The 23,632-nt window shown below is 62.9% G+C and carries 19 protein-coding genes and 1 tRNA gene; 15 read left to right on the top strand and 5 right to left on the bottom strand.

Annotated features, from left to right (window positions below):
* Nucleotide 1: 1 nt before the first annotated feature.
* The 7 genes from J2X76_RS10305 to glmM all read left to right on the top strand — a co-directional run bounded on the left by J2X76_RS10305 (nucleotide 2) and on the right by glmM (nucleotide 9,550).
* A complete protein-coding gene (locus tag J2X76_RS10305; RefSeq protein WP_310215649.1) occupies nucleotides 2-1,231 on the top strand; it encodes a hypothetical protein in 1,230 nt (409 codons plus the stop codon).
* A 72-nt stretch (nucleotides 1,232-1,303) separates the two neighbouring features.
* Nucleotides 1,304-2,617, top strand: a complete 1,314-nt coding sequence (gene tolB / locus J2X76_RS10300) for a Tol-Pal system beta propeller repeat protein TolB (protein ID WP_310215645.1) — start codon at nucleotides 1,304-1,306, stop codon at nucleotides 2,615-2,617.
* Nucleotides 2,618-2,787: 170 nt separating this feature from the next.
* Nucleotides 2,788-3,321, top strand: coding sequence for a peptidoglycan-associated lipoprotein Pal (pal, locus tag J2X76_RS10295; protein WP_024164010.1), 534 nt, complete (start codon nucleotides 2,788-2,790; stop codon nucleotides 3,319-3,321).
* 175 nt (nucleotides 3,322-3,496) lie between these two features.
* Nucleotides 3,497-4,552, top strand: a complete 1,056-nt coding sequence (ybgF, locus tag J2X76_RS10290; protein ID WP_310215642.1) for a tol-pal system protein YbgF — start codon at nucleotides 3,497-3,499, stop codon at nucleotides 4,550-4,552.
* A 7-nt stretch (nucleotides 4,553-4,559) separates the two neighbouring features.
* Entirely contained in the window at nucleotides 4,560-5,921 is a 1,362-nt protein-coding gene (gene tilS, locus J2X76_RS10285) for a tRNA lysidine(34) synthetase TilS (protein WP_310215639.1), read from the top strand.
* A gap of 105 nt (nucleotides 5,922-6,026) precedes the next feature.
* Nucleotides 6,027-7,961 (top strand): ATP-dependent zinc metalloprotease FtsH, encoded by a 1,935-nt coding sequence (ftsH, locus tag J2X76_RS10280; RefSeq protein ID WP_113286268.1) that lies wholly within the window; start codon nucleotides 6,027-6,029, stop codon nucleotides 7,959-7,961.
* A gap of 236 nt (nucleotides 7,962-8,197) precedes the next feature.
* Nucleotides 8,198-9,550: a phosphoglucosamine mutase gene (gene glmM, locus J2X76_RS10275; protein WP_113126743.1), complete on the top strand. Its 1,353-nt coding sequence runs from the start codon at nucleotides 8,198-8,200 to the stop codon at nucleotides 9,548-9,550.
* Nucleotides 9,551-9,652: 102 nt separating this feature from the next.
* Here the strand turns inward: glmM and J2X76_RS10270 are convergent, their stop codons facing one another.
* On the bottom strand, nucleotides 9,653-11,620 hold the full coding sequence (locus J2X76_RS10270; RefSeq protein WP_310215586.1) for a methyl-accepting chemotaxis protein: 1,968 nt from the start codon (nucleotides 11,618-11,620) through the stop codon (nucleotides 9,653-9,655).
* Between the two features lie 586 nt (nucleotides 11,621-12,206).
* Between J2X76_RS10270 and J2X76_RS10265 the strand changes: the two genes are divergently transcribed.
* The 3 genes from J2X76_RS10265 (at nucleotide 12,207) to serA (ending at nucleotide 16,090) form a co-directional block, all read left to right on the top strand.
* Nucleotides 12,207-13,043, top strand: coding sequence for a porin family protein (locus J2X76_RS10265; protein ID WP_310215585.1), 837 nt, complete (start codon nucleotides 12,207-12,209; stop codon nucleotides 13,041-13,043).
* 192 nt (nucleotides 13,044-13,235) lie between these two features.
* Complete coding sequence (locus J2X76_RS10260; RefSeq protein WP_310215584.1) at nucleotides 13,236-14,414, top strand: phosphoserine transaminase; 1,179 nt, start codon at nucleotides 13,236-13,238, stop codon at nucleotides 14,412-14,414.
* An 80-nt stretch (nucleotides 14,415-14,494) separates the two neighbouring features.
* Entirely contained in the window at nucleotides 14,495-16,090 is a 1,596-nt protein-coding gene (gene serA, locus J2X76_RS10255; RefSeq protein ID WP_310215582.1) for a phosphoglycerate dehydrogenase, read from the top strand.
* Between the two features lie 93 nt (nucleotides 16,091-16,183).
* On the opposite strand, the gene J2X76_RS10250 is transcribed toward serA, so the two are convergent.
* Nucleotides 16,184-17,128, bottom strand: a complete 945-nt coding sequence (locus J2X76_RS10250; RefSeq protein WP_310215580.1) for an alanine--tRNA ligase-related protein — start codon at nucleotides 17,126-17,128, stop codon at nucleotides 16,184-16,186.
* A 206-nt stretch (nucleotides 17,129-17,334) separates the two neighbouring features.
* Here J2X76_RS10250 and J2X76_RS10245 point away from each other — a divergent pair, with 206 nt between their 5' ends.
* Nucleotides 17,335-18,384: a Tim44 domain-containing protein gene (locus tag J2X76_RS10245; RefSeq protein WP_310215579.1), complete on the top strand. Its 1,050-nt coding sequence runs from the start codon at nucleotides 17,335-17,337 to the stop codon at nucleotides 18,382-18,384.
* Here J2X76_RS10245 and J2X76_RS10240 read toward each other — a convergent pair.
* Nucleotides 18,381-18,800 carry a DUF1810 domain-containing protein gene (locus J2X76_RS10240; protein WP_310215577.1) on the bottom strand — a complete coding sequence of 140 codons (420 nt, stop codon included), beginning with the start codon at nucleotides 18,798-18,800 and terminating at the stop codon, nucleotides 18,381-18,383. The two genes, J2X76_RS10245 and J2X76_RS10240, sit on opposite strands and share 4 nt — an antisense overlap.
* A gap of 235 nt (nucleotides 18,801-19,035) precedes the next feature.
* Here J2X76_RS10240 and J2X76_RS10235 point away from each other — a divergent pair, with 235 nt between their 5' ends.
* The 4 genes from J2X76_RS10235 (at nucleotide 19,036) to J2X76_RS10220 (ending at nucleotide 21,286) form a co-directional block, all read left to right on the top strand.
* The gene (locus J2X76_RS10235) at nucleotides 19,036-19,392 is read left to right on the top strand and encodes a VOC family protein (protein WP_113286262.1); all 357 of its coding nucleotides are present in this window, start codon (nucleotides 19,036-19,038) and stop codon (nucleotides 19,390-19,392) included.
* Nucleotides 19,393-19,454: 62 nt separating this feature from the next.
* Complete coding sequence (locus J2X76_RS10230; protein ID WP_310215573.1) at nucleotides 19,455-19,733, top strand: hypothetical protein; 279 nt, start codon at nucleotides 19,455-19,457, stop codon at nucleotides 19,731-19,733.
* 145 nt (nucleotides 19,734-19,878) lie between these two features.
* Nucleotides 19,879-21,075: a tRNA 2-thiouridine(34) synthase MnmA gene (mnmA, locus tag J2X76_RS10225; protein WP_310215572.1), complete on the top strand. Its 1,197-nt coding sequence runs from the start codon at nucleotides 19,879-19,881 to the stop codon at nucleotides 21,073-21,075.
* A 134-nt stretch (nucleotides 21,076-21,209) separates the two neighbouring features.
* A tRNA-Met gene (locus J2X76_RS10220) sits at nucleotides 21,210-21,286 on the top strand.
* A 221-nt stretch (nucleotides 21,287-21,507) separates the two neighbouring features.
* Here J2X76_RS10220 and J2X76_RS10215 read toward each other — a convergent pair.
* Nucleotides 21,508-22,578, bottom strand: coding sequence for an LLM class flavin-dependent oxidoreductase (locus J2X76_RS10215; protein WP_310215569.1), 1,071 nt, complete (start codon nucleotides 22,576-22,578; stop codon nucleotides 21,508-21,510).
* 129 nt (nucleotides 22,579-22,707) lie between these two features.
* Nucleotides 22,708-23,484 carry an SDR family oxidoreductase gene (locus tag J2X76_RS10210; RefSeq protein WP_310215566.1) on the bottom strand — a complete coding sequence of 259 codons (777 nt, stop codon included), beginning with the start codon at nucleotides 23,482-23,484 and terminating at the stop codon, nucleotides 22,708-22,710.
* Nucleotides 23,485-23,632 lie beyond the last annotated feature (148 nt).

Here is a 23,632-nt window from a genome sequence, read left to right as displayed (position 1 = left end):
CATGAAGGTCAGTCTCGGCACATCGCTGGTTCTGCATACGGTGGTTCTAGGCTTAGCCCTGGTCTCGCTCAGCGCCCCCGCGTCTTTCGAAGTGGCCGACGTGGAGGCGCTGCCCGTCGATATCGTACCGGTGGAATCGATCACCCAGACCCAGCAGGGTGACAAGAAGGCGCCCCCTGCCGCGAAGCCTTCGCCGAAGGAAACCAAGAATCAGAAGATCGTCGATAACGCCCAGAACGCCGGCGAGAACAATGTCGATCTGAAGACGCCTCCGACGCCCGTCACCAAACCGGCTCCAACGGAAGTGACAGCCGCGCCAAAACCTGTCGAAAGGCCGACGCCGACCCCGACGCCGGAACAGAACCAGGTCAAGGACATCGTCAAGGAGGAGACGGCTCCGAAGCCGACCGAGATGGCCGCCCTGCCGCAGCCCAAGCCGGAAATCACGCCTCCGAAGCCCGAGCCCACTCCGCCGAAGCCCGAACCTATGCCGCCAAAGCCGGAGGCCGCCAAGCCGACGCCCGCGCCGGTGCAGGCCGAGAATACGTCCGAAACGGGAGAGTTGCCGCAGCAGGTTCCGATGCCTGCTTCCAAGCCGCAGCCGCCGAAGCCCGAGCCGCCGAAGGAGCAGGCCAAGCCCGTCGAAAAACCGGTTGAGAAGCCGGTCGAGACGAAGCCGGCTGCCAAGCCGACCGAGACGGCGAAGACCGACAACAAGTCGACCGCATCCGTCAAGCCGTCCGACAAGAAGGAAGGCAAGCAGCAGGAAACCGCAAAGTCTTCGTCTTCGATGCAGAGCGATTTTAATGCCGACCAGATCGCCGCCCTCCTGAACAAGCAGGATGCATCCGGTGGCGGCGCCAAGCGTTCGACGCAGGTCGCCTCGCGCGGCGACACCAAGACCATCGGCACAGGCCTCAGCTCCAGCGAGATCGACAACGTCAAGGGACAGATCCAGGGCAATTGGGCGCTCGTCGGCGGCCTGACCGGCGTCTCTGAAGTCCGCGTCAAGATCAGGGTGCAGCTCGATCAGTCCGGCAATATCGTCGGCGACCCGGAAGTGACTGCCACCGGCGGTCCGGAAGGCACCCGGCGTGCGGTCGAAGGCAGCACGCGCCGTGCCCTCATGAAGTCCGCTCCGCTCAAGAATTTGCCCGCCGCAAAATATGAAGGCGAAAAAGGTTGGAACGTTTTGGTGCTGAACTTCGATCCGTCGGAGTTCGCATTGTGAGCCGGCAGGTATGGAACCGATGACACGGAACCTGCCCCGAAACTCTGGTGTTAAGCTGAAAGGCTTGTGTAAATGATCAAGAGCTCCTTTTTCCGCGCCGTGATGGTGGCCGCGGGGATGTTGACGGCCTTCATGGCCGCCACCCCGGCCAACGCTCTCGTCGAGATCAACATCAACAAGGGCAACATTCAGCCGCTGCCGATCGCGGTGACGGATTTCCTGTCGAACAACGAACTTGGCGCGCAGATTTCCCAGGTGATCGCCGCAGACCTGCAGCGCTCCGGCCTGTTTGCGCCCATCAACAAGAGCGCCTTCATCGAAAAGATCTCCGATCCCAACAAGGCGCCGCGTTTCGAGGACTGGAAGGTCATCAATGCGCAGGCCCTGGTGACGGGCCGGATCACCCGCGAGAACGACGGCCGCCTGCGCGCCGAATTCCGCCTCTGGGATACGTTTGCCGGCAGCCAGATGACCGGCCAGCAGTTCTTCACCCAGCCGGAGAACTGGCGCCGTGTCGCGCACATCATCGCCGACGCGATCTACAAGCAGATCACCGGCGAGAACGGCTATTTCGATACCCGCGTCGTGTTCGTCTCCGAAAGCGGACCGAAGACCGCCCGCCAGCGCCAGCTGGCGATCATGGACCAGGACGGCTTCAACGTCCGCATGCTGACCAACACCAAGGATATCGTGCTGACGCCGCGCTTCTCGCCGAGCCGGCAGGAAGTCACCTACATGTCGTTCGAAGGCAACCAGCCGCGGGTCTACCTGCTGCAGCTGGAGACCGGGCAGCGCGAAGTGGTCGGCAATTTCCCGGGCATGACGTTCTCGCCGCGGTTCTCGCCGGATGGTCAGAAGGTGATCATGAGCCTTCAGCAGGAAGGCAATTCCAACATCTATACGATGGACCTGCGCTCGCGCACCACGACGCGGCTCACCTCGACGGCGGCGATCGACACGTCGCCTTCCTATGCGCCGGACGGCGGGCGTATCGCGTTCGAAAGCGACCGCGGTGGCCGCCCGCAGATCTACGTGATGAATGCCGACGGTTCCGGCCAGACGCGAATCTCCTTCGGCGACGGCTCCTATTCGACGCCGGTCTGGTCGCCGCGCGGCGATCTGATCGCGTTTACCAAGCAGTCGGGTGGCAAGTTCTCGATCGGCGTGATGAAGCCGGACGGGTCCGGCGAGCGCATCCTGACCAGCGGCTTCCATAACGAAGGTCCGACCTGGGCGCCGAACGGCCGCGTGCTGATGTTCTTCCGCCAGAATGCCGGCGCCGGCGGCCCGCAGCTCTATTCCATCGACCTGACGGGCTATAACGAACTCCAGGTCAAGACGCCGTCCTACGGTTCGGACCCGGCCTGGTCGCCGCTGCTCGAATAGGGCATTTGGGCAAAAGAGGCGGTTTTCCGCCTCTTTCCCGCCCCAATCTGCTGAAAATGAACGAAAATGGACGCCGGGAATATTTTGTTAACCATAAGAATTTGATCATGGTTAACCGAACCCGGTTAGAATCTGGAAACTCTGAAATACTGATCAAGGAGAGACCGGCCATGAGCCGCATCGATACTTCGGCCATGAGCCGCATGCAGATCCTCGCCCGCAATCCTGCCGTCATCGCGCTGACGCTGGCACTTGCGCTCGCCGGCTGCGCCAACAAGAAGAACCTGCCGAACAATGCGGGTGAGCTCGGCCTCAACGGCGCGGGTGCGGCAACTCCCGGCTCGACCCAGGACTTCACCGTCAATGTCGGCGACCGCATCTTCTTCGATACCGACAGCACCTCGATCCGTGCCGACGCCCAGCAGACGCTCGATCGTCAGGCCCAGTGGCTGGCCCGCTATCCGAACTACGCGATCACCGTCGAAGGCCATGCCGACGAACGCGGCACGCGCGAGTACAACCTCGCGCTCGGCGCCCGCCGCGCTGCCGCCACCAAGGAATATCTCGCCTCGCGCGGCGTTCCGGCGAATCGCATGAAGACCATCTCCTACGGCAAGGAACGGCCGGTCGCCGTCTGCGACGACATCTCCTGCTGGTCGCAGAACCGTCGCGCCGTCACCGTTCTGGGCGGCGCCGGTATGTGATCCGCGCCACAGGCTGATAATAAAAGGCGGTCTTCGGGCCGCCTTTTTGTTTTTTCCATAGTTTGGCCCTGTTTTCGGGGATTTTTGACGTCGAGCTCGGTTGCTTTTTGCCGGCAGTTGGAAAAATCTCCTCTCGCGCCAATCCGGCGCAGACTAAAGAGCAGGACGGACTAAGATGAAGAAACTTGTCTTGGCAGCAATGCTGGGGCTGATGGCGACGAGCGCCCCGGCCGGGGCTTTGTCGCTGCCGAAACTCTTCCAGGGCGGCAATCACCCTGCTGCAGAACAGCCGCGGGAGACCACTCCGCCCCCGGTCATTCTGGCGCAGAGCAATGACGCCGTCCGTATCCAGCAGCTCCAGGAAGAGGTCCGCCAGTTGAATGGCCGGATCGAGGAAATGAGTTTTCAGCTGCTCCAGATGCAGGAGCAGATCCGCAAGACGCAGGAAGACAACGAATTCCGTTTCCAGGACCTGGAAAAGAAGAAGCGCACCGAAGCAGACGACACGACCGGGAAACCGGCCGTGGCGTCCAACCGGGCTCCCGCCGCCCAGCCTCCGTCGCAGCCGTCCACGGCGCCCGTCCAATCCTCCGACGACGTTGCGCGGATCATCGATTCGCCTTCCAGCCAGGGCCTCGGCGGGGCGACCGCCCCCGGCCGCGCACCGCCCCCGACGACGCTCGGTTCGATCGATCTCGACGCGAGCGGCAATCCGCGCGCGGCAACGCGCAACGACCGCGCCAATAATGCAGCCGGGCTTCCTGGCGTCGATACCGGTCCCCAGGTTCAGCCCAAGACGCCGCCCGCATCGACCGGCAGACCCGATCCGCAGCAGACGGCCTCGCTCGGCAGCGAGAACGACGCCTATCAGACGGCCTATAACCACGTGCTGGCCGGCGACTATCCTCTCGCCGAGAAGGAATTCAACGGTTACCTGACGGCCTATCCGAAGGGCGCCAAGGTGGCGGATGCCAGCTTCTGGCTCGGCGAATCGCAGTATTCGCAGGGCAAATACAACGACGCCGCCAAGACCTTCCTCAACGCGCACCAGACCTATGGCAAGTCGCCGAAGGCGCCTGAGATGCTTCTGAAGCTCGGCATGTCGCTCGCGGCCCTCGACAATACCGAAACCGCCTGCGCGACCCTCAAGGAAGTCGGCCGGCGTTATCCGACCGCGCCCAAGGCGGTGCTCGCCAAGGTCGGCAGCGAACAGAAGCGCCTGGCCTGCTGATCCTCCGGTGACCGCCGGCCCGAAGACCCTGTCGCCCGAACAGGCCGCCGAGCGGCTGATCGCCGATATCGCCAGACCCGCGCGCCTTCTCGTCGCAGTTTCCGGGGGCAGCGATTCCTGCGGGCTTCTGATCGCCCTTTCAAAATTCAATCCCGCTGGTTCCGGCCTGTCGCTTTTCGCGGCGACGATCGATCATGCGCTGAGGCCCGAATCCGCCGACGAGGCGCGCGCTGTCGCAGCGCTTTGCAGCACGCTCGGCATCCCGCATGTCATCCGCCGATGGGAGGGGGAAAAACCCCGCACCGGCATTTCCGCCGCGGCCCGCGAGGCGCGCTACCGGCTGCTGGTGGACGTCGCCGACGAGATCGATGCGACTGCGATCCTCACCGGCCACACGCTCGACGACCAGGCGGAAACCATCGCCATGCGCGCCATCCGCGGCGAGGGCGAAGAGAATTCGGGCCTCTCCGGCATGGCGCAGGCGGTGCTTCTCGACCGCCGCCGCTGGCTGTTCAGGCCATTCCTTGCGACGCGCCGAGCCGATATCCGTGCTTTTCTGACGAACGAAGGGCAGGGCTGGATCGACGACCCAAGCAATGTCGATCCGCGCTACGAGCGGGTGAGGGTTCGCGGGCAGCTGGCGCAGGAAAGCCCGTTCGATGCTGCCGCCCAGCTTGCGGCCGCCGCGCGGCGCACGGCGCTTTCGGAGGCTGCGGCGCGGCTTGTCCGAAAGCATGTGACGGTCCGCCATGGCGTTCTGGCGCATATCGATCCCGCGGGGCTGGAGGGGGATGCGGCCGTGCGGCGTCATGCGCTGTCCCTGCTCGCTGCGGTGCTCGGGGGCAGGGCGCATGCGCTCGGCAGCGAAAGCATGGATCGGGTGATGGCCTTTCTCGACGGCGGCCTGCCGGGCCGCATTACCGCCGGCCGGGTAATCTTCGACCGGCGCCGCGACGGGCTTTATGTCGTGCGCGAAAACCGCGGCATACTGCCGCTGCATGTTCCGCCCGGCGGCACGGTGATCTGGGACGGCCGCTACCGTATTGCCAACCGCGCTTCTGCCGACATCGTCGTCGGCCCCACCGCGCCGGATCGCGACGAAGCATTGGAGCTGTTTCCCGACGTGCCGCCCGCGATCGCCATGCGCGCCGTGGCGGCGATGCCTTTCATCGAATCCAATGCCCTCCTTTCGGCCGAGGATCGCCAAAACAAGGAGATGGCCGAACGAAGTATCGTCCAGCCCCTTCTTGCACCTTTCGACCGCTTTTTGCCGCAGTTCGAACTTACTCTGGGCAATGAGTTCGCGGTTTTGCTCGGATGCGACGTTTTTCCCCGGCTGCCAATTAAGGATTCCTCGCGGAAAAGGTAGGCGGCGGGTTTGGTTCGCCTTGGCAAGGACTTGCCGCAACCCTATGTTATGCGGCAAGCAAGGCGGCCGCCTCAAGAAGCTGGCCGTCGCAGTCCGGGGAGTTCAATGAACCCAAACTTTCGTAATATCGCCCTCTGGGTCATCATAGCCCTCCTGCTGGTCGCGTTGTTCAGCATGTTCCAGACGGCACCGTCGCAGACCAGTTCGCGTGAAGTCCCCTATTCGCAATTCCTGCGGGATGTGGATTCGGGTCGCGTGCGCGATGTCGTCGTGACGGGCAACCGGGTACTCGGCACCTATACCGAGAACGGTTCGGGATTTCAGACCTATTCGCCTGTCATCGACGACAGTCTGATCGATCGGCTGCAGGCCAAGAACGTGACCATCGTCGCGCGTCCGGAAACAGATGGTTCGTCCGGTTTCCTCAGCTATCTCGGCACGCTCTTGCCGATGCTGCTCATCCTCGGCGTCTGGCTGTTCTTCATGCGGCAGATGCAGGGCGGTTCGCGCGGCGCGATGGGCTTCGGCAAGTCCAAGGCGAAGCTTCTTACCGAGGCGCATGGCCGCGTGACGTTCGAGGACGTCGCAGGCGTCGACGAAGCCAAGCAGGATCTGGAAGAAATCGTCGAATTCCTGCGCGACCCGCAGAAGTTCCAGCGTCTCGGCGGCAAGATCCCGCGCGGCGTGCTGTTGGTCGGACCTCCCGGCACGGGTAAGACCCTGCTGGCGCGTTCCGTCGCCGGCGAAGCCAATGTGCCGTTCTTCACCATTTCCGGTTCCGACTTCGTCGAAATGTTCGTCGGCGTCGGCGCAAGCCGCGTGCGCGACATGTTCGAGCAGGCGAAGAAGAATGCGCCCTGCATCATCTTCATTGACGAAATCGACGCGGTCGGCCGTCATCGCGGCGCCGGTCTTGGCGGTGGCAACGATGAGCGCGAACAGACCCTCAACCAGCTCCTCGTCGAGATGGACGGTTTCGAAGCCAATGAAGGCATCATCCTGATCGCCGCGACCAACCGTCCGGACGTTCTCGACCCCGCGCTCCTGCGTCCCGGCCGTTTCGACCGCCAGGTGGTCGTGCCGAACCCGGATATCGTCGGCCGCGAGCGCATTCTCAAGGTTCACGCCCGCAACGTGCCGCTCGCGCCGAATGTCGACCTCAAGGTTCTCGCCCGTGGCACGCCCGGCTTCTCCGGTGCCGACCTGATGAACCTCGTCAACGAGGCAGCCCTGATGGCCGCGCGCCGCAACAAGCGCATGGTCACCATGAGCGAGTTCGAAGACGCCAAGGACAAGATCATGATGGGCGCCGAGCGCCGTTCGTCCGCCATGACCGAAGCCGAAAAGAAGCTGACCGCCTATCACGAGGCCGGCCATGCGATTACCGCCCTCAAGGTCGCCGTGGCCGATCCGCTGCACAAGGCGACGATCATTCCGCGCGGCCGCGCGCTCGGCATGGTCATGCAGCTGCCGGAAGGCGACCGCTATTCGATGAGCTACAAGTGGATGGTCTCGCGTCTCGTCATCATGATGGGCGGCCGTATCGCCGAAGAGCTCACCTTCGGCAAGGAGAACATCACGTCCGGTGCCTCTTCGGATATCGAGCAGGCCACCAAGCTTGCCCGCGCCATGGTCACCCAGTGGGGCTTCTCCGACGAACTCGGCCAGGTCGCTTACGGCGAGAACCAGCAGGAGGTCTTCCTTGGCCATTCTGTCTCGCAATCGAAGAACGTCTCCGAGGCCACGGCCCAGAAGATCGACAACGAAGTGCGCCGCCTGATCGATGAAGCCTATGCCGAGGCACGCAAGATCCTGACCGACAACCACGATGAGTTCGTGGCGATCGCCGAAGGCCTGCTCGAATACGAGACGCTGTCGGGCGAGGAGATCAAGGCGCTGATCAAGGGCCAAAAGCCGTCGCGCGATCTGGGCGACGATGCACCTCCGACCCGCGGTTCGGCTGTGCCGAGCGCCGGTTCGAAGAAGGACGAACCCAAGGGCGGTGAGCCCGAAAGCGGTCTCGAACCGCAGCCGCACTGAGCCTTTACTGACCAACTCAAAAAAGCCGCCGCGGAGCGATCCACGGCGGCTTTTGCTTGGAAGGGTTTATTTATTAGTAACGGGATATAATCGATTTTGACGCTAATTTATGTGCTTGTGCCTTTAATTTATGGCATGAGCCAAGCTTCAGGCCGGTTTTGCCGTCTAACATTATGCGGGGTTCGAATCCCCGCCTTGAGGCCGCGACGTTCAGGCGCGATGACGAAGGAGCTTATATGACACGCCGCTATTTTGGCACCGATGGCATTCGCGGACAGTCCAACATCCATCCGATGACGCCGGATCTCGCGATGCGCGTCGGCATTGCCGTCGGCACGATCTTCCGCAACGGCAATCATCGCCACCGGGTAGTGATCGGCAAGGATACGCGCCTGTCCGGCTACATGCTGGAAAACGCCATGGTGGCGGGCTTTACCGCCGCCGGCCTCGACGTCTTCCTGCTCGGGCCGATCCCGACGCCGGCAGTCGCCATGCTGACCCGCTCGCTGCGTGCCGATGTCGGCGTGATGATCTCCGCCTCCCATAACCCTTACGAGGACAACGGCATCAAGCTGTTCGGACCGGACGGCTACAAGCTGTCGGACGAGCTCGAAATGCGCATCGAGGACCTGCTCGACAGCGACCTGCATTCGCAGCTCGCCAAGTCCGGGGATATTGGCCGGGCGAAGCGCGTCGAGGGCGACATCTACCGCTATATCGAACACGTCAAGCGCACGCTGCCGCGCGACGTGACGCTGCATGGCCTGCGCGTCGCGATCGATTGCGCCAATGGCGCGGCCTACAAGGTGGCCCCGCTGGCGCTCTGGGAACTCGGCGCCGAGGTGGTGACGATCGGCAACCAGCCGAACGGCACCAACATCAACCTCGACTGCGGCTCGACCAGCCCGGAAGCGCTGCAGAAGAAGGTGCATGAAGTGCGCGCCGATATCGGTATCGCTCTCGATGGCGACGCCGACCGCGTCATCATCGTCGACGAGCGCGGCGAAATCGTCGACGGCGACCAGCTGATGGCGGTCATTGCCGAGAGCTGGGCCGAGGACCGGAAGCTGAAGGGCGGCGGCATCGTTGCGACCGTGATGTCCAATCTCGGCCTTGAACGTTTCCTCAATGCCAAGGGGCTTGATCTCGCCCGTACCAAGGTCGGCGACCGTTATGTCGTCGAGCACATGCGCAACAACGATTTCAACGTCGGCGGCGAACAGTCCGGCCATATCGTGCTTTCCGATTTCGGCACGACGGGTGACGGCCTTGTCGCGGGCCTGCAGGTTCTGGCGCGGGCGAAGCGGCTCGGCAGGCCGATCAGCGAGATCTGCCGCCGTTTCGAACCCGTGCCGCAGCTTCTGAAGAATGTCCGCTTCCAGGGCGGCAAGCCGCTGGAGGACGTGATCGTCCGCCAGGCGATCGCCGATGCGGAAGCCGAACTCGCCGCCAAGGGCCGCCTGGTGATCCGCCCGTCCGGCACCGAGCCGCTGATCCGGGTGATGGCGGAAGGCGACGACCGGGGACAGATCGAACGGATCGTCGACGGCCTGGTTGGCGTGATCGCCAACGTCCGCACCGCGGCCTGAACGGGCATAGCCTCAATGAAAAAAGGCCACCCGCAGTTTCTGCGGGTGGCCTTTCATTTTGTGCGGAGATTTCCGGATGACCGGAAATCCGTTTGCCGGTGCTCAGAACTCTTCCCAATCCTGCTTTGCGGCTGCGGCATTGCCCTGGAATGACTGGGTGACTTTCGCGACCATCTTGCGAGCCGGCGATTCCGCCGGGCGGCTGTGACCGGATGCGAGCGCGGGTGAGGCCCGATGCGAAGAGGGAGCCATTGCGGCTCCTCCGCCGATATGGAACTGCGACAGGAGCTGGAAGAGGCTCTCGGACTCCCGGGCCAGATTGTGGGCCGCCGCAGTCGACTGCTCGACCATGGCCGCATTCTGCTGGGTTCCCTGATCCATGGTGTTGACCGAGGTGTTGATCTCCTTGAGGCCGGTCGCCTGTTCCTTCGAGGCTTCGACGATGGCCTCGACATTGCCGTTGACCTGCTGCACCTGGACGACGATCTCTTCCAGCGCCTTGCCGGTTTCCCCGACCAGCGCCACGCCGCTCTTCACGTGGTCGTTGGAGGTGTGGATCAGTTCCTTGATCTCCTTGGCGGCCTTTGCGGAGCGCTGGGCGAGTTCGCGCACTTCCTGCGCCACAACCGCGAAACCCTTGCCGGCTTCGCCGGCCCGGGCGGCTTCGACGCCGGCATTGAGCGCCAGCAGGTTGGTCTGGAAAGCGATCTCGTCGATGACGCCGATGATGTTGCCGATCTCGACGGCAGACGAATCGATCTTGCCCATCGCTTCGACGGCATCGCGGACCACGCGGCCCGAGTGCTCGGCGTTTTCCTTGGTCATGCGCACGAGGTTGCCGGCCTCCTGGGCGCGATGGCTGGAGTCGGAAACCGTGGTGGTGATCTCTTCCAGCGCCGCTGCGGTTTCCTCGACGGAGGCCGCCTGCTGCTCGGTGCGCTTGGCAAGGTCGTCGGAAGCCGAACGGATTTCCTGAGCGCCGGCGGCGATCGCACTCGCATTTTCGGCGACCTTCTGCATCGCTTCGCGAAGTCTTGCCACCGCAGCGTTGAAATCCACCCTCAACTGGTCGAGCGAGGGGATGAAGGGGGTGTTGATCTGCCGGGTCAGGTCGCCGTTCGCCAGGGCCTGCAGGGCATCCGCGAGCTGGCGGACTGCCTGGCCGGTCTGCTCGGAGAGGGCGCTGCGTTCGCTCGCTTCCTGTTCCAGCCTGTGGCGTTCTCCGACGGTCCGCTTCGCCTCGGCATCCGCTTCCCGCTCGGCCTTGATGGAGATGGCATCTCGCAGGGCGGCCACGGCGCGCGCCAGCATGCCGATCTCGTCGCCGCGCGCCTCGATCGTCCGGTCGCCTTCGAGGCTGCCGGCGGCCATGGCGTTCAGCGATTGCTGCAGCTTGGAGAGCGGCCCGATGATCGAGCGGGCCGTCAGGAAGGCGGCGATGATCGAGAGCAGGGCGGCTATGCCGAGGGCGGCCAGCGCGACGGTGCCGAAGCCGCTCGCCGCGTCGCGGGCATCGCCGCCGATCGATTTGTTGAGCGCCTCCTGGTAGTCGATGAATTTGTTGATCGCGCCGAGCCAGGAGACGAAGAGCGGACGGGCCTGTTCCAGCAGGATCTTGCGCGCCGCATCGCCATCGCCTTTTTCCTGCAGCGAAATGATCTGGGCGACGAGCGGATTGGTCTTCGACTGGATGTCTGCAATTTCGGCCAGTATCGTCTTTTCCCGATCCGATGCGCCGGTGGGAGCGGCGATCATTTCCGCCATGCGTTTTTCGTTTTCCGCATAGGAGGCCGCGAGCTTTGCGATCAGCGCTTCCGCTTCCTTGCGCTCCGTATCGGAGGTGACGAGCGTCACGTCGCGGATGGCGATCGCCCGGTCGTGCACGCTGCCGCGGTAGTTGATGGCATAACGCTGCTTGACGCTATTGACGTCATTCACGGTTGCAAGGTCGTTGTCGATCGTTTCCACCTTGCCGGTGGAGTAAAAGGTCAGCCCGACCATCAGGAGAAGCAAAAAGCCGAACCCGACGGCCAGCCGGAATGCGATGCCGAATGTTTTGAGTTTGCTCATGGACAGTTCTTTCCCTTGCGGCGCCCTGCGCCGCAGCTATACCCGGTCAATCTTCTCCTGAAGGGCATTCGGACAATTCCATCGCCGCCACTCGTCGATGGAGTTGTTTGATTGATGGATGAGATATCGCCGGATCGAACTGTGCTATCAGTCTAAACCAAGGGTTCAGAATGCACTCAGTCTGGTTGTACTTCCCAGTTATTCGGCTTTACCGATTCCCCCGCATTTCCCATTTCGGAATATGCTAAAAATAGGCATCTATAGTTGATAAACGATTAATTGATTATCTAAGCTTAAATTACCTTCCGCTACTGGAGCGGCGGGTCATAATCTGGAATGGCTGACTATGGCGGCTTCGTCCACTTGGCGGACTGCCCAGAATTACCAAGTCTTCGCCGGGGCGCCGCCAAGCAAGTCTCCGGATCTGCCGTTACTTGCAGAATTACCGACCGTTTTAAGGAAAACGCGCGGTAAACAAGCATGGTTAAGCGAGACTTAACCTTTGTCCATCATCATCCATGGCGGATCAACCCGTTGGCTGCGCGTTTTGCATGCCATACGCGATACGAGCTTTGGAGATGAACCCATGAGAAAGTTGCTGGCCAGCGCGTTTGCGCTGACACTGACGGTGAGCGCCGCCAATTCCGCCGATCTTTACCAGCCGCAGCCGGAGCCCTATCAGGATGCGCCGGAAGTGACCGTCCAGGAGGCGACCGGCTGGTACCTTCGCGGCGACGTCGGTTATTCCTTCAAGAAGTCGCGCGGCACCGAATTCTACCAGGGTACCGGCGCACCTGGCGTGGCGCTGGCGGAATTCGACCGTTCCGATCTGCGTGATGCCTTCACGCTCGGAGGCGGTGTCGGTTACCAGATCAACAGCTATCTGCGCACCGACGTCACCCTCGACTATATGTTCGACAGCAAGTTCCGCGGTTCCACTCATGGCAGCTGCGGCGCGGGTCCCGTCTGCACGTCGACGGACCTCGCTGCCCTGCACGCCTACTCGCTGATGGCGAACGCCTATGTCGACCTCGGCACCTATGGCTACTTCACGCCTTACGTCGGTGCCGGTATCGGCGGCACCTACGTCAAGTGGTCGAACCTGCGCAACACGTCCTGCGACGACGCCGGCGCTGGTTGCGACGCGGAAGTGAGCCATGGCGGCGAAAAGAGCTGGCGCTTCACCTACGCCCTCATGGCCGGCGCGTCGATCGACATCACCTGCAACGTCAAGGCTGACGTGGGTTACCGCTTCCGTCAGGTTGCCGGCGGCGACATGTTCGGTCTCGCATCGGGCGGTGGCCCGGGCAGGGACAAGGGTTTCTATTCGCATGAAGCCCGCGTCGGCGCCCGCTACATCTTCGGCGGTTGCGATACGCCGCCGGCCTACGAGCCTCCGCCGCAGCCGATCGTCTACAAGTAAGCTTCTTCCATCTCCAAGCGAAAGCCGCCTCAGGGCGGCTTTTTGCGTTTGGCGCGGCAAACGCGGTGAAGATGCGGCAAAAATTTATCCGCGGGCGACATCACCCGCTTGACTGTGAAAGCGGACAGGCATATCCACGGCGGCGGGACACCTCTCCCCAACGAGAGGCCATCTATCTGGAAGGATAGCCATATGGCAAACGCCGCAAAGCCGGACCTGCGTCCGAACAATACCCACTTTTCTTCTGGCCCTTGCTCGAAGCGCCCCGGTTGGTCGCTCGAAGCGCTCTCCGATGCTCCGCTCGGTCGTTCGCACCGCGCCAAGGTCGGCAAGGCGAAGCTGAAGCAGGCCATCGACCTTACCCGCGAAATTCTGAACGTGCCGGCGGATTACCGCATCGGCATCGTGCCGGCCTCCGATACCGGCGCCGTCGAAATGGCGCTCTGGTCGCTGCTCGGCGAGCGCGGCGTCGACATGCTGTCCTGGGAAAGCTTTGGCGCCGGCTGGGTCACCGACGTCGTCAAGCAGCTGAAGCTCAAGGACGTCCGCAAGATCGAAGCCGGCTACGGCCTGCTTCCGGACCTTTCCACGGTCGATTTCGACCGCGACGTGGTCTTCACCTGGAACGGCACGACCTCGGGCGTGCGCGTGCCCAACGCCGATTTCATCCCGGCAGACCGCAAGGGCCTGACGATCTGCGACGCCACTTCGGCGGCTTTCGCGCAGGACATGGACTTTGCCAAGCTCGACGTCGTCACCTTCTCCTGGCAGAAGGTTCTGGGCGGTGAGGGCGGTCACGGGATGCTCATCCTTTCCCCGCGCGCCGTCGAGCGCCTGCAGACCTACGTGCCGGCCTGGCCGCTGCCGAAAATCTTCCGCCTGACCTCGGGCGGCAAGCTGATCGAAGGCATCTTCGTCGGCGAGACGATCAACACGCCGTCGATGCTGTGCGTCGAGGACTATATCGATGCGCTCAACTGGGCGAAGTCGGTCGGCAGCCTTGAAGGCCTGATCGCCCGTGCCGATGCCAATGCCAAGGTCATCCACGATTTCGTGGCCGCCAATGCATGGATCGACGCCCTTGCCGTCGATCCGGCGACGCGCTCCAACACCTCCGTCTGCCTCAAGATCGCCGACGCGGATGTTGCCGCTCTCGACGCCGACGCGCAGGAAGCCTTCGCCAAGGGCATGGTGTCCATCCTCGAAAAGGAAGGCGTCGCGCTCGACATCGGTGCCTATCGCGATGCGCCTTCGGGTCTTCGCATCTGGGCCGGTGCCACGATCGACGCAGCCGACATGAAGGCCCTGATGCCTTGGCTGACCTACGCTTTCGAAACGCAGAAGGCTGCGCTTTCCAAGGCCGCCGCTTAGCCAAGTCGCGTATCGGCTCCGCTCAAAAGGCGGAGCCCATTCCCTCATTCACGACAGAAACCTTTTCAGGAGGCCTACTGATGGCACCTCGCGTTCTCGTATCCGACGAACTGTCGGAAACCGCCGTCCAGATCTTTCGCGATCGCGGCGTCGAAGTCGATTTCCAGCCGAAGCTCGGCAAGGACAAGGAAAAGCTCGCCGAGATCATCGGCAACTATGACGGCCTCGCGATCCGTTCTGCCACCAAGGCGACCGAGAAGCTGATCGCCGCCGCGACCAACCTCAAGGTCATCGGCCGCGCCGGCATCGGCGTCGACAATGTCGATATCCCGGCCGCCTCGCGCCGCGGCATCATCGTCATGAACACGCCGTTCGGCAACTCGATCACCACGGCCGAACACGCTATCGCCCTGATGTTCGCCGTCGCCCGCCAGCTTCCGGCGGCCGACAGCTCGACCCAGGCCGGCAAGTGGGAAAAGTCGCGCTTCATGGGCGTCGAGATCACCGGCAAGACGCTCGGCGTCATCGGCGCCGGCAATATCGGCGGCATCGTCTGCAAGAAGGCGATTGGCATCGGCATGCATGTCCTCGCTTACGACCCCTTCCTGTCGGCCGAACGCGCCGAGGAAATGGGCGTCACCAAGGTCGAGCTCGACGAGCTGCTGGCGCAGGCCGATTTCATCACCCTGCATGTGCCGATGACCGACAAGACCCGCGGCATCCTCGGCAAGGAAGCGCTCGCCAAGACCAAGCCCGGCGTGCGCATCATCAACTGCGCCCGCGGCGGCCTGGTCGATGAAGCGGCACTTGCCGAAGCCATCAAGTCCGGCCATGTCGCCGGCGCCGGCTTCGACGTGTTCGAAGTCGAACCCGCCACCGAAAGCCCGCTCTTCGGTCTCGAAAACGTCGTCTGCACCCCGCATCTCGGCGCATCGACCACGGAAGCGCAGGAAAACGTCGCGCTTCAGGTCGCCGAGCAGATGTCCGACTACCTGGTCAAGGGCGCCGTCTCCAATGCCATCAACATGCCGTCGATCACGGCGGAAGAAGCGCCGCGCCTGAAGCCGTTCATCCGGCTTGCGGACGTGCTCGGCGCCTTCGTCGGCCAGGTCACCGAGGATGCGATCAAGGAAATCGAAATCCTTTATGACGGCTCGACGGCCTCGATGAACACCAAGGCGCTGACCAGCGCGCTTTTGGCCGGCCTCATCCGCAGCCAGGTCGCCGACGTCAACATGGTCTCGGCGCCGATCATGATCAAGGAAAAGGGCATCATCCTGTCCGAAGCCAAGCGCGACAAGTCGGGCGTGTTCGACGGCTATATCAAGCTGACGGTCACCACCGACACGATGACCCGCTCGGTCGCCGGCACGGTGTTCTCGGACGGCAAGCCGCGCTTCATCCAGATCAAGGGCATCAACCTCGACGCCGATGTCGGCGCCAACATGGTCTATATCGCCAATACCGACGTTCCCGGCATGATCGGCTTCATCGGCACGACGCTCGGCAATGCCGGCGTCAACATCGCCAACTTCCACCTCGGCCGCGACAAGGAAGGCGGCGACGCGATCGCTCTCCTTTATGTCGACGGTCCGGTTCCGGCCGACGTGCTGGCGAAACTGACCGCCAATCCGGCGATCCGCCAGGCCAAGCCGCTGGCGTTCAACGTCGACTAAGGACTCCAAGGCTGCCCGCGTCCGTTGTGGTCGCGAGGGGTTCCCGAACAGGACAAAGGCCTCCGGTGAAAACCGCCGGAGGCCTTCGTCATTTTATCCGTCCGGCATATCCTGCATGTCGGAGAGTTCGATGCCATGCGTGTCGAACCACCATTCCGGGCTCATGCCGGGATGCCTTTCCCGCAGATGCAGGTACCTGGTCCGAAGCCGTTCCTGGCGCTGGACCTCTTCGATGAAGAAGGGATGGTCGAGCGTGCCGCCCATCCGATGCAGCCGGCGGAGCAGTTTGCGCAGCACATAACCCTGCTCCTTGTTTCCCGGACGATAACCGCTTTCGATGATCTTCACGATCGCGCTGCCCAGCGTTTCGAGCGCATTCTCCGGCGGCGTGCCGTTGATGAGCATGTCGAGGCGATCGGCACCAAAGCCGACGTCGATGCAGGTTCCGAGCGGATTGACGATGTTGCCGATCTCCACGCCATCCTTGTAGAACTCGGTGCTGTATCCGGTGATGCTGCCATCGCTCCACGTGCATTCCGGATCCGGGACGATCGGAATGCGTCCGCGGTAAAGCGGCGTCCATTCCGCCAGGCGGTCCGGATGGATGGTGACGTGATCCGGCACAAGACCGAGCGTTCGCAGGAACTCGAGCCAGAAATCGATGGCGGCGCCAACACTCATCTCCCGGAAGGAGAAGAGGCCGAGCATGGTGAAGTGGAGGAAGTGTGTTCCGTCTCCGATTTCATCGTGGTCGCCCAGGCGCAGGCATGCCTGACTGTTTGCGACGGTTCCCCTATGGGACGGATCGGAGAAGAGGGGTTTGTATTGCTGCATGCCGGCGCTGCAGAAGAGCGTGGTGGCGTCATGCGGCCTTACGGATTGAATGTTTGTGAAGTCGATGCCTTTTGACAGGCAGAAGTCTCGATAGTGCCGGATCAGGCGTCCCGCGGTGACATAGGCAACCTCCTTTGCGTTTCGTGTGCCTCGGCAGAAGGTAATGGCATTCGGCCCGCTGTGCAATCTGGTCTGCGGGATCATCTTTCGGTGCGGAGACCCCGCGCCGGGATGTCGCAGGCTCATATCGATAGAATCTACTTTTGATTGTATTTTGACCGCTTGGCTCCCGTTTCAAACTCCGTTATCTACTTCGGCGGGAAAAATTGAGGATGGGCCTAAAATCCCGAAGGTCGCCTCTCTATATAAACCGAGAATACCGCACTCGAGCGGTTTATGAGGAGAAAACGATGTTATCGAAGCTTCGGCGTTTCAAGAACCTGTTCGCGATCATGGCGATCGGAATGGCGGTTTCCTTGACCGCCGTGGATTTGGCTGAGGCCCGTCGCGCCAGCGGTGGCGGTTTCGGCAGCCGCGGCACGCGCACATACTCGGCCCCGGCGACCACCAATACCGCGCCGGCGGCGCCGACCGGCATCAACCGGTCGATGACGCCCAATACGCAGCAGAACGCCACGACCCCGCAGAACGGTTTTGGCCAGCAGGCGGCGCAGCAGCCCCGTCGCGGCCTTTTCGGCGGGATGTTCGGCGGCCTGCTCGGCGGTCTCGCCCTCGGCGGCCTGATCGGCATGTTCATGGGCACCGGTTTCGGCGGCATGGCCGGCATGCTCGGCATGTTGCTGCAGATCGCGCTGATCGGCGGTCTCGCCATGCTGGCTTTCCGTTGGTTCGCCCGCCGTCAGCAGACGGCCGGCGGTCCGGCAGGCGGCATGAACACCGGTTTCGGCCAGCCGCGCAACGCCTATGATGCGCCGAGCCAGAACACCTCGTCCTTCCAGATCCCCAAGATCGGGTCGCTGGGCGGCGGTGGTCAGGGCGGTTTCGGCGGCGGCCATAATGCCGCTCCGCGCCAGGCAGGTCCCGAGACCGACGAGATCGGCATCACCAACCGCGACCTCGACCAGTTCGAGAAGCTGCTGACCAATGTCCAGTCTGCCTATGGCGACGAGGACTATGCCAAGCTGCGCGGCCTCACCACGCCGGAAGCGATGTCCTACCTGGCCGAAGAACTCGGCGAGAACGCCACCAACGGCGTCAAGAACGAGGTGAAGGACGTGAAGCTGCTTCAGGGCGACCTCGCGGAAGCCTGGCGTGAAAACGGCCAGGATTACGCGACCGTCGCGATGCGCTATTCGAGCGTCGACTACATGAAGGACCGCAATACCGGCGCCGTCGCCGAAGGCGATCCGAATGCGGTCACCGAAACCGTCGAAGTCTGGACCTTCGTGCGCAAGCCGGCCAACGACTGGAAGCTCTCGGCAATTCAGGCGGCGGCCTAACTCCCAAGCAGCGCGATGGTCTTTTCGTCGCGCTCGTCATCAAAGAACTGCGAAAGGGCTCGGCTGAAAGGCGAGCCCTTTTTGCTGACCGCCTCGAACAGCGTCATCGAGCTCTTGAACTTCATGTCGTCGGGGGAGCCGAGGATCGCGTGGGCTGAACGATCCGTGTGGGACAGCATCGCTTCGGTGCATTCGATGAGCCGGGGCCCGAGCAGCGGGTGTTCCAGATAGGCCGTCGCTTCCGCCCTCGACCCGATCGCGAAGCGCTGCGACATGATCGAAAAGCCGAGGCCGGCGACCTGGGGGAAGATGTACCACATCCAGTGGGAAAGTTTTTTGCCGTCGCGCAGCTCGCCGATGACGCGCGCATAGACAGGCGCCTGCGCGTCGACAAAGCGCATAAGGTCGAATTGCATTGTTTCTCCGTCCCGATCGCCCTGTTGCCACAAATCACCCCGGTGTCATGAAGCCCCCCAATCGTGAAGTTTTTGCGGCCACGCCTTTCGATGCCGCATTGCCTGGCCTGGGGGAGCGGCGAAGGCTTCACCGGCAATTGAGGGGAGCGTTACCGCGCGAAAATTCGTCTGGATGTTTTACAAAGCCGGTCATAGACAGCTCGGCATGGAAATTTCCGCTGGATCACTATTCTCGATGAACGAAGCAAGCCCGATATGCGCCGTGCTGATCCATGTCGCGGATGTTTCGCAGGCACTGGACTGGTACCAGGCGGCATTCCCGCATGCAGTGCGGCGAAACCTCGCGGCTTTCGATTTCGAGTTTCTCGATATCGACGGAGTCTGCCTCGAGATCGTGCCTGCCGACGAGAAGGTGGGAATGGGCGCAGGCGGATCGGTCGTCTATTGGCGGGTCGATGATTTCGACGCGGCGCTCAAGCACTTTACGTCCATCGGTGCTGCGCTCTATCGGGGACCGCTCGAGATCCAGAACGGACTGCGCATGTGCCAGGTGCGAGATCCGTGGGGAAACTGCATAGGTCTTCGGGGTTGAGAATTGACCGTTTCTTCACGTGACCGATTCACAATGGGCTGTCGGAGCGCGGAGATGGGACGATGGTACTGAACTGGGTGATCTTCCTCGGCGGCATCGGATACCTGACCTATGCGGTCGGCTCGGCAATGACCGGGCAGGAGATTTTACTGTTCGGCGATGACGCCCTCTTCCTGCGTTATTCGGAGCACAGTACTCTCGTCGAGCTCTATTTCGGCGCTATCGCGACCTGCACGCTGTTTGCCGGCATCTTTGTCGTCGGCAGCCTGGTGCCGGAGACCGAATTCGGGCGGGCGACCCGGAGCCTGTGGGCCTGGCTCGAAAAACTGCCCGGACGTTGAACCGATTCGCGCTCCTCCTTGCGCGAAGGGCCAATCCTTTCTATATCCCACAACAATTGCCTCCGACGGCCGATCCCGCCGCAGGCCCTTGACAGGTTGCCTCCTGCGCTTGGAGCGGCGGCTTGAGATACCGAGAGAGTTACCCGTGAATACGCTGGATTTTGACAAGAGGCCGGAAGACACACGCGTTGTCGTTGCCATGTCGGGGGGAGTGGATTCCTCCGTCGTTGCCGGTCTGCTCAAACGCCAGGGTTATGACGTGCTCGGCATCACGCTGCAGCTCTATGATCATGGCGCGGCAGTGCACCGCGCCGGCTCGTGCTGCGCCGGCCAGGATATCGACGATGCGCGGCGCGTTTCCGAAACGCTCGGAATCCCGCATTACGTGCTCGATTACGAAAAGCGGTTCCGCGAAACGGTGATCAACCCGTTCGCGGAGGCCTATGCGATGGGCGAAACGCCGGTCCCTTGCGTTGCCTGCAACCAGACGGTCAAATTCGCCGATCTTCTGGCGACGGCGCGGGAACTCGGCGCTGACGCGCTGGCGACCGGCCATTATATCCGCTCCTCCGCCAATCCGTCGCCGGACAATCCGAACCGCCGCGCGCTGTTCCGGCCGATCGACAGTGATCGCGACCAGAGCTGGTTCCTGTTCGCGACGACCCAGGAGCAGATCGACTACCTGCGTTTCCCGCTCGGCGGCATGTCGAAGGCGCAGGTGCGCGATCTCGCCGAGGAAATGGGCCTGGTGGTCGCCAAAAAGGCCGACAGCCAGGACATCTGTTTCGTGCCGCAGGGCAAATATGCCGACATCATCGCCAAGGTGAAGCCGAACGCAGCACTCGCCGGCGATATCGTGCATATGGACGGGCGCGTGCTCGGCCGCCACGAGGGCATCGTGCATTATACGATCGGCCAGCGGCGCGGCATCGGCATCGCCACCGGCGAGCCGCTCTATGTCATCTATCTCGATGCGCGCTCGCGCCGGGTGATCGTCGGGCCGAAGGAAGCGCTCGATACGCATCGCGTCTATCTGCGCGACGTCAACTGGATCGGCGACGGTTCGCTGGGTGAGGACGCGAAGGGCGGGTTCGCCTGTTTCGCAAAGGTGCGCTCGACCCGCCCGCCGACGCCTGCGACCCTCCATTGCGACAGCCAGGGGATCTATGTGGATCTCGCAATCGGCGAGGCCGGCGTGGCGCCGGGCCAGGCCTGCGTGCTTTATTCGGCCGAAGGTGCCGATGCGCGCGTTTATGGCGGCGGTTTCATCGAGCGTTCGGAACGGGCGGCCGACGCCGAAACCGCTCTGAAGGCACTGCTTTCGACGCCGGTCGCGGCCTGAAACCGGCACTTGCCGGGGCGTATGAAATTGCTGCCGGTTTTTGCCCGAACCCTGCTTGACACTTCGGTGACGGGGGACTTATAAGCCGCACGACCAAAGCGGAACCGGCCACGCCGGAATTTCGCAGTCCCTGTGGCGGGGTAGCTCAGTTGGTGAGAGCGCAGGATTCATAACCCTGAGGTCGGCAGTTCAATTCTGCCTCCCGCTACCATTCATTCACCCGACATGTCTTCAATCCACCCGCTCGGTTCGATCGAACCGGCGCGGCGAATGTCGGTCTGGTGCATTGTCCTTGCGGCTAGATCGCAGGCGCAGTCCGGCCGGAACACCTCTTTTGAGAACGACGGCGATCGTGAGCCTTCGGGACTGGGATCCCGGGCGATGGCCAACATCCGCTGCGGATCTGCGTCGTGATCCGCACGCAGACCGGCGTCAGCGGCGCAACAACGGAAGCAGCTGATCTCCCTGCCGCCTGATCTCCGCGAGATAAGGGGTGTCGGAAAGCACGAAATGGGTGATTCCGAGATCCTCGTATTTGCGCAGCGAACGGGCGACGTCCTCGGCCGAGCCGACGAGCCAGGTGGTGCCGGCGCCGCCGCCGCCGAATTTTCCGGGCGCGGTGTAGAGGTTGTCATCGAGAACGTCGCCGCGCTCGTGCAGCGCCAGCAGCCGGCGCTGGCCCACGGCAACCGGTTTTCCGTGGTCGTTCCAGTTGCCGGCCTTGCCTCTGGCCATCTCGGCGACCTTCGCCTCGGCGTCGGCCCAGGCCTGTTGCGTGGTGTCGCGGACCAGCGTGGTGATCCGCAAGCCGAATTCCAGCGGCGGAAGATCGCGGTCGAGCTGCCTGCTCAGCGCCTTCAGCCGCTCGATCCTCTCCCGCACGCCGTCGAGTGGTTCGCCCCAGAAAAGCTGGACGTCGGCCTCCGTCGCGGCCACCTGCTCGGCAGCTTCCGAGGCGCCGCCGAAATAGAGCCTTGGGTGCTTGCGATCACCGAGGGGCTGGAGGCGCGGCTCGATCGTGGATCCGGCCACCCGGAAATGCTCGCCCTCGAATGTGACGTTCTCTTCGGTCCACAGCCGGCGGACCAGCCGCATGAATTCCTTGGTGCGCGCATAACGATGCGCCTGATCGCCTTCGCTATCGCCATAGGCGGCGAGATTGTCCTGGCCGGAAACGATGTTGACCCGCACGCGGCCGCCGCTGAGGTGGTCCAGCGTCGCCGCGGCGGAGGCGAAATTGGCCGGGCGCCAATAGCCAGGGCGGATCGCGATCAGCGGCTCGAACGTGGTGGTGCGGGCGACAAGGGCGGTCGAGACGGTAAACGTATCCGGCCGGCCCCAGCCGGTGCCGACGAGGGCGCCCCTCCAGCCGTGCTCCTCGAGCGCCCTTGCCTGGGCGGTCAGCATATCCAGGCTGTTGTGGTTCTCGCCGGAAGAATCGCCGCGATGGCCGGCTTTGACGTCGTTGGGGATGTACCAGAGGAATTCGGAACTGCTGCTCATGTGACTGGCCTGCATTTGTTAACATTGAAACGGGGAACGGGAGGGAGGCATCCGGTTCGGGGAGCGTGTGTGAAGCTGGCCGGGACCGAAAGGAACGAGGCGGCGGCCGAGGCCTTGGGGGCGATCCCGTCAGACGACGATCGGGTTGAGGGCGCCATCCATGCCGATCACGACCCCGGTGACGTAGCTTGCCTTCGACGAGCTCAGGAAGGTGACAACGTTGGCGATCTCCTGCGGCGTCGCCATGCGGCCGAGCGGGATGCGCTGGACCAGTTTTTCCAAAGCCGCCTGTTCGCTGATGCCATGGAGGGCCGCTTCCGCCCTGAGGCCTTCGGTCACCCGTTCCGTCTCGGTATTGCCGGGATTGATGCCGACGACCCGCAGGCCGCTGGCGGCATAGGCATTTGCAAGGCCGACTGTCGCCAGCATCAGCGCCGCATTGGCCGCGCCGCCTGGAAGGTGGATCGGCGAGGCGACCTTGCCGCCGCCGCCGATGACGTTGACGATCACCCCCGTGCGCCGGGCCGCCATCCGTTTGACCACCGGATCGATGACGTTGATGTAGGAGAAATACTTGGCATCCATCGCGGCGCGCCAATGGGCCGGGCTCAGGTCCTGCGGGGGAGTGCGGCGCGCGGCACCCGCGCAGTTGACGAGGATGTCCAGCGCTCCGATTTCGGCCTCTATCCTGTCGACGAGGTCAAGTGCGTCTTTTTCCGAAATCAGATCGGCCGTAAAGCCGACAGCGCCCGGCAAGACAGCCAGCGCCGCGTCGATATTCGCCTGGGAGCGCGAACAGATGACGACGCGGGCTCCTTCGGCCAGGAGCGATTGTGCACAGGCAAGTCCGATGCCTTTCGAACCGCCGGTGATCAATGCCGTCTTGCCGTTCAAATCGAGTAGCATGGTCAGCCGCCTCCCTGAAATTCAAGAGAGGCTAGGCTTTCGGGGATTTCGGAACAAGAAATGGGCGACTGCCGGGACCCCGGTTACGGGGAAACGGTTCCTTAGTTGGCCTCCTGGGGAAACAACTCTTCCATGCGAGAACCCGGCG

Source organism: Neorhizobium sp. 2083 (assembly GCF_031455615.1).
Taxonomy (GTDB): Bacteria; Pseudomonadota; Alphaproteobacteria; order Rhizobiales; family Rhizobiaceae; genus Neorhizobium.
This window is presented reverse-complemented; position numbering and strand designations above follow the sequence as displayed.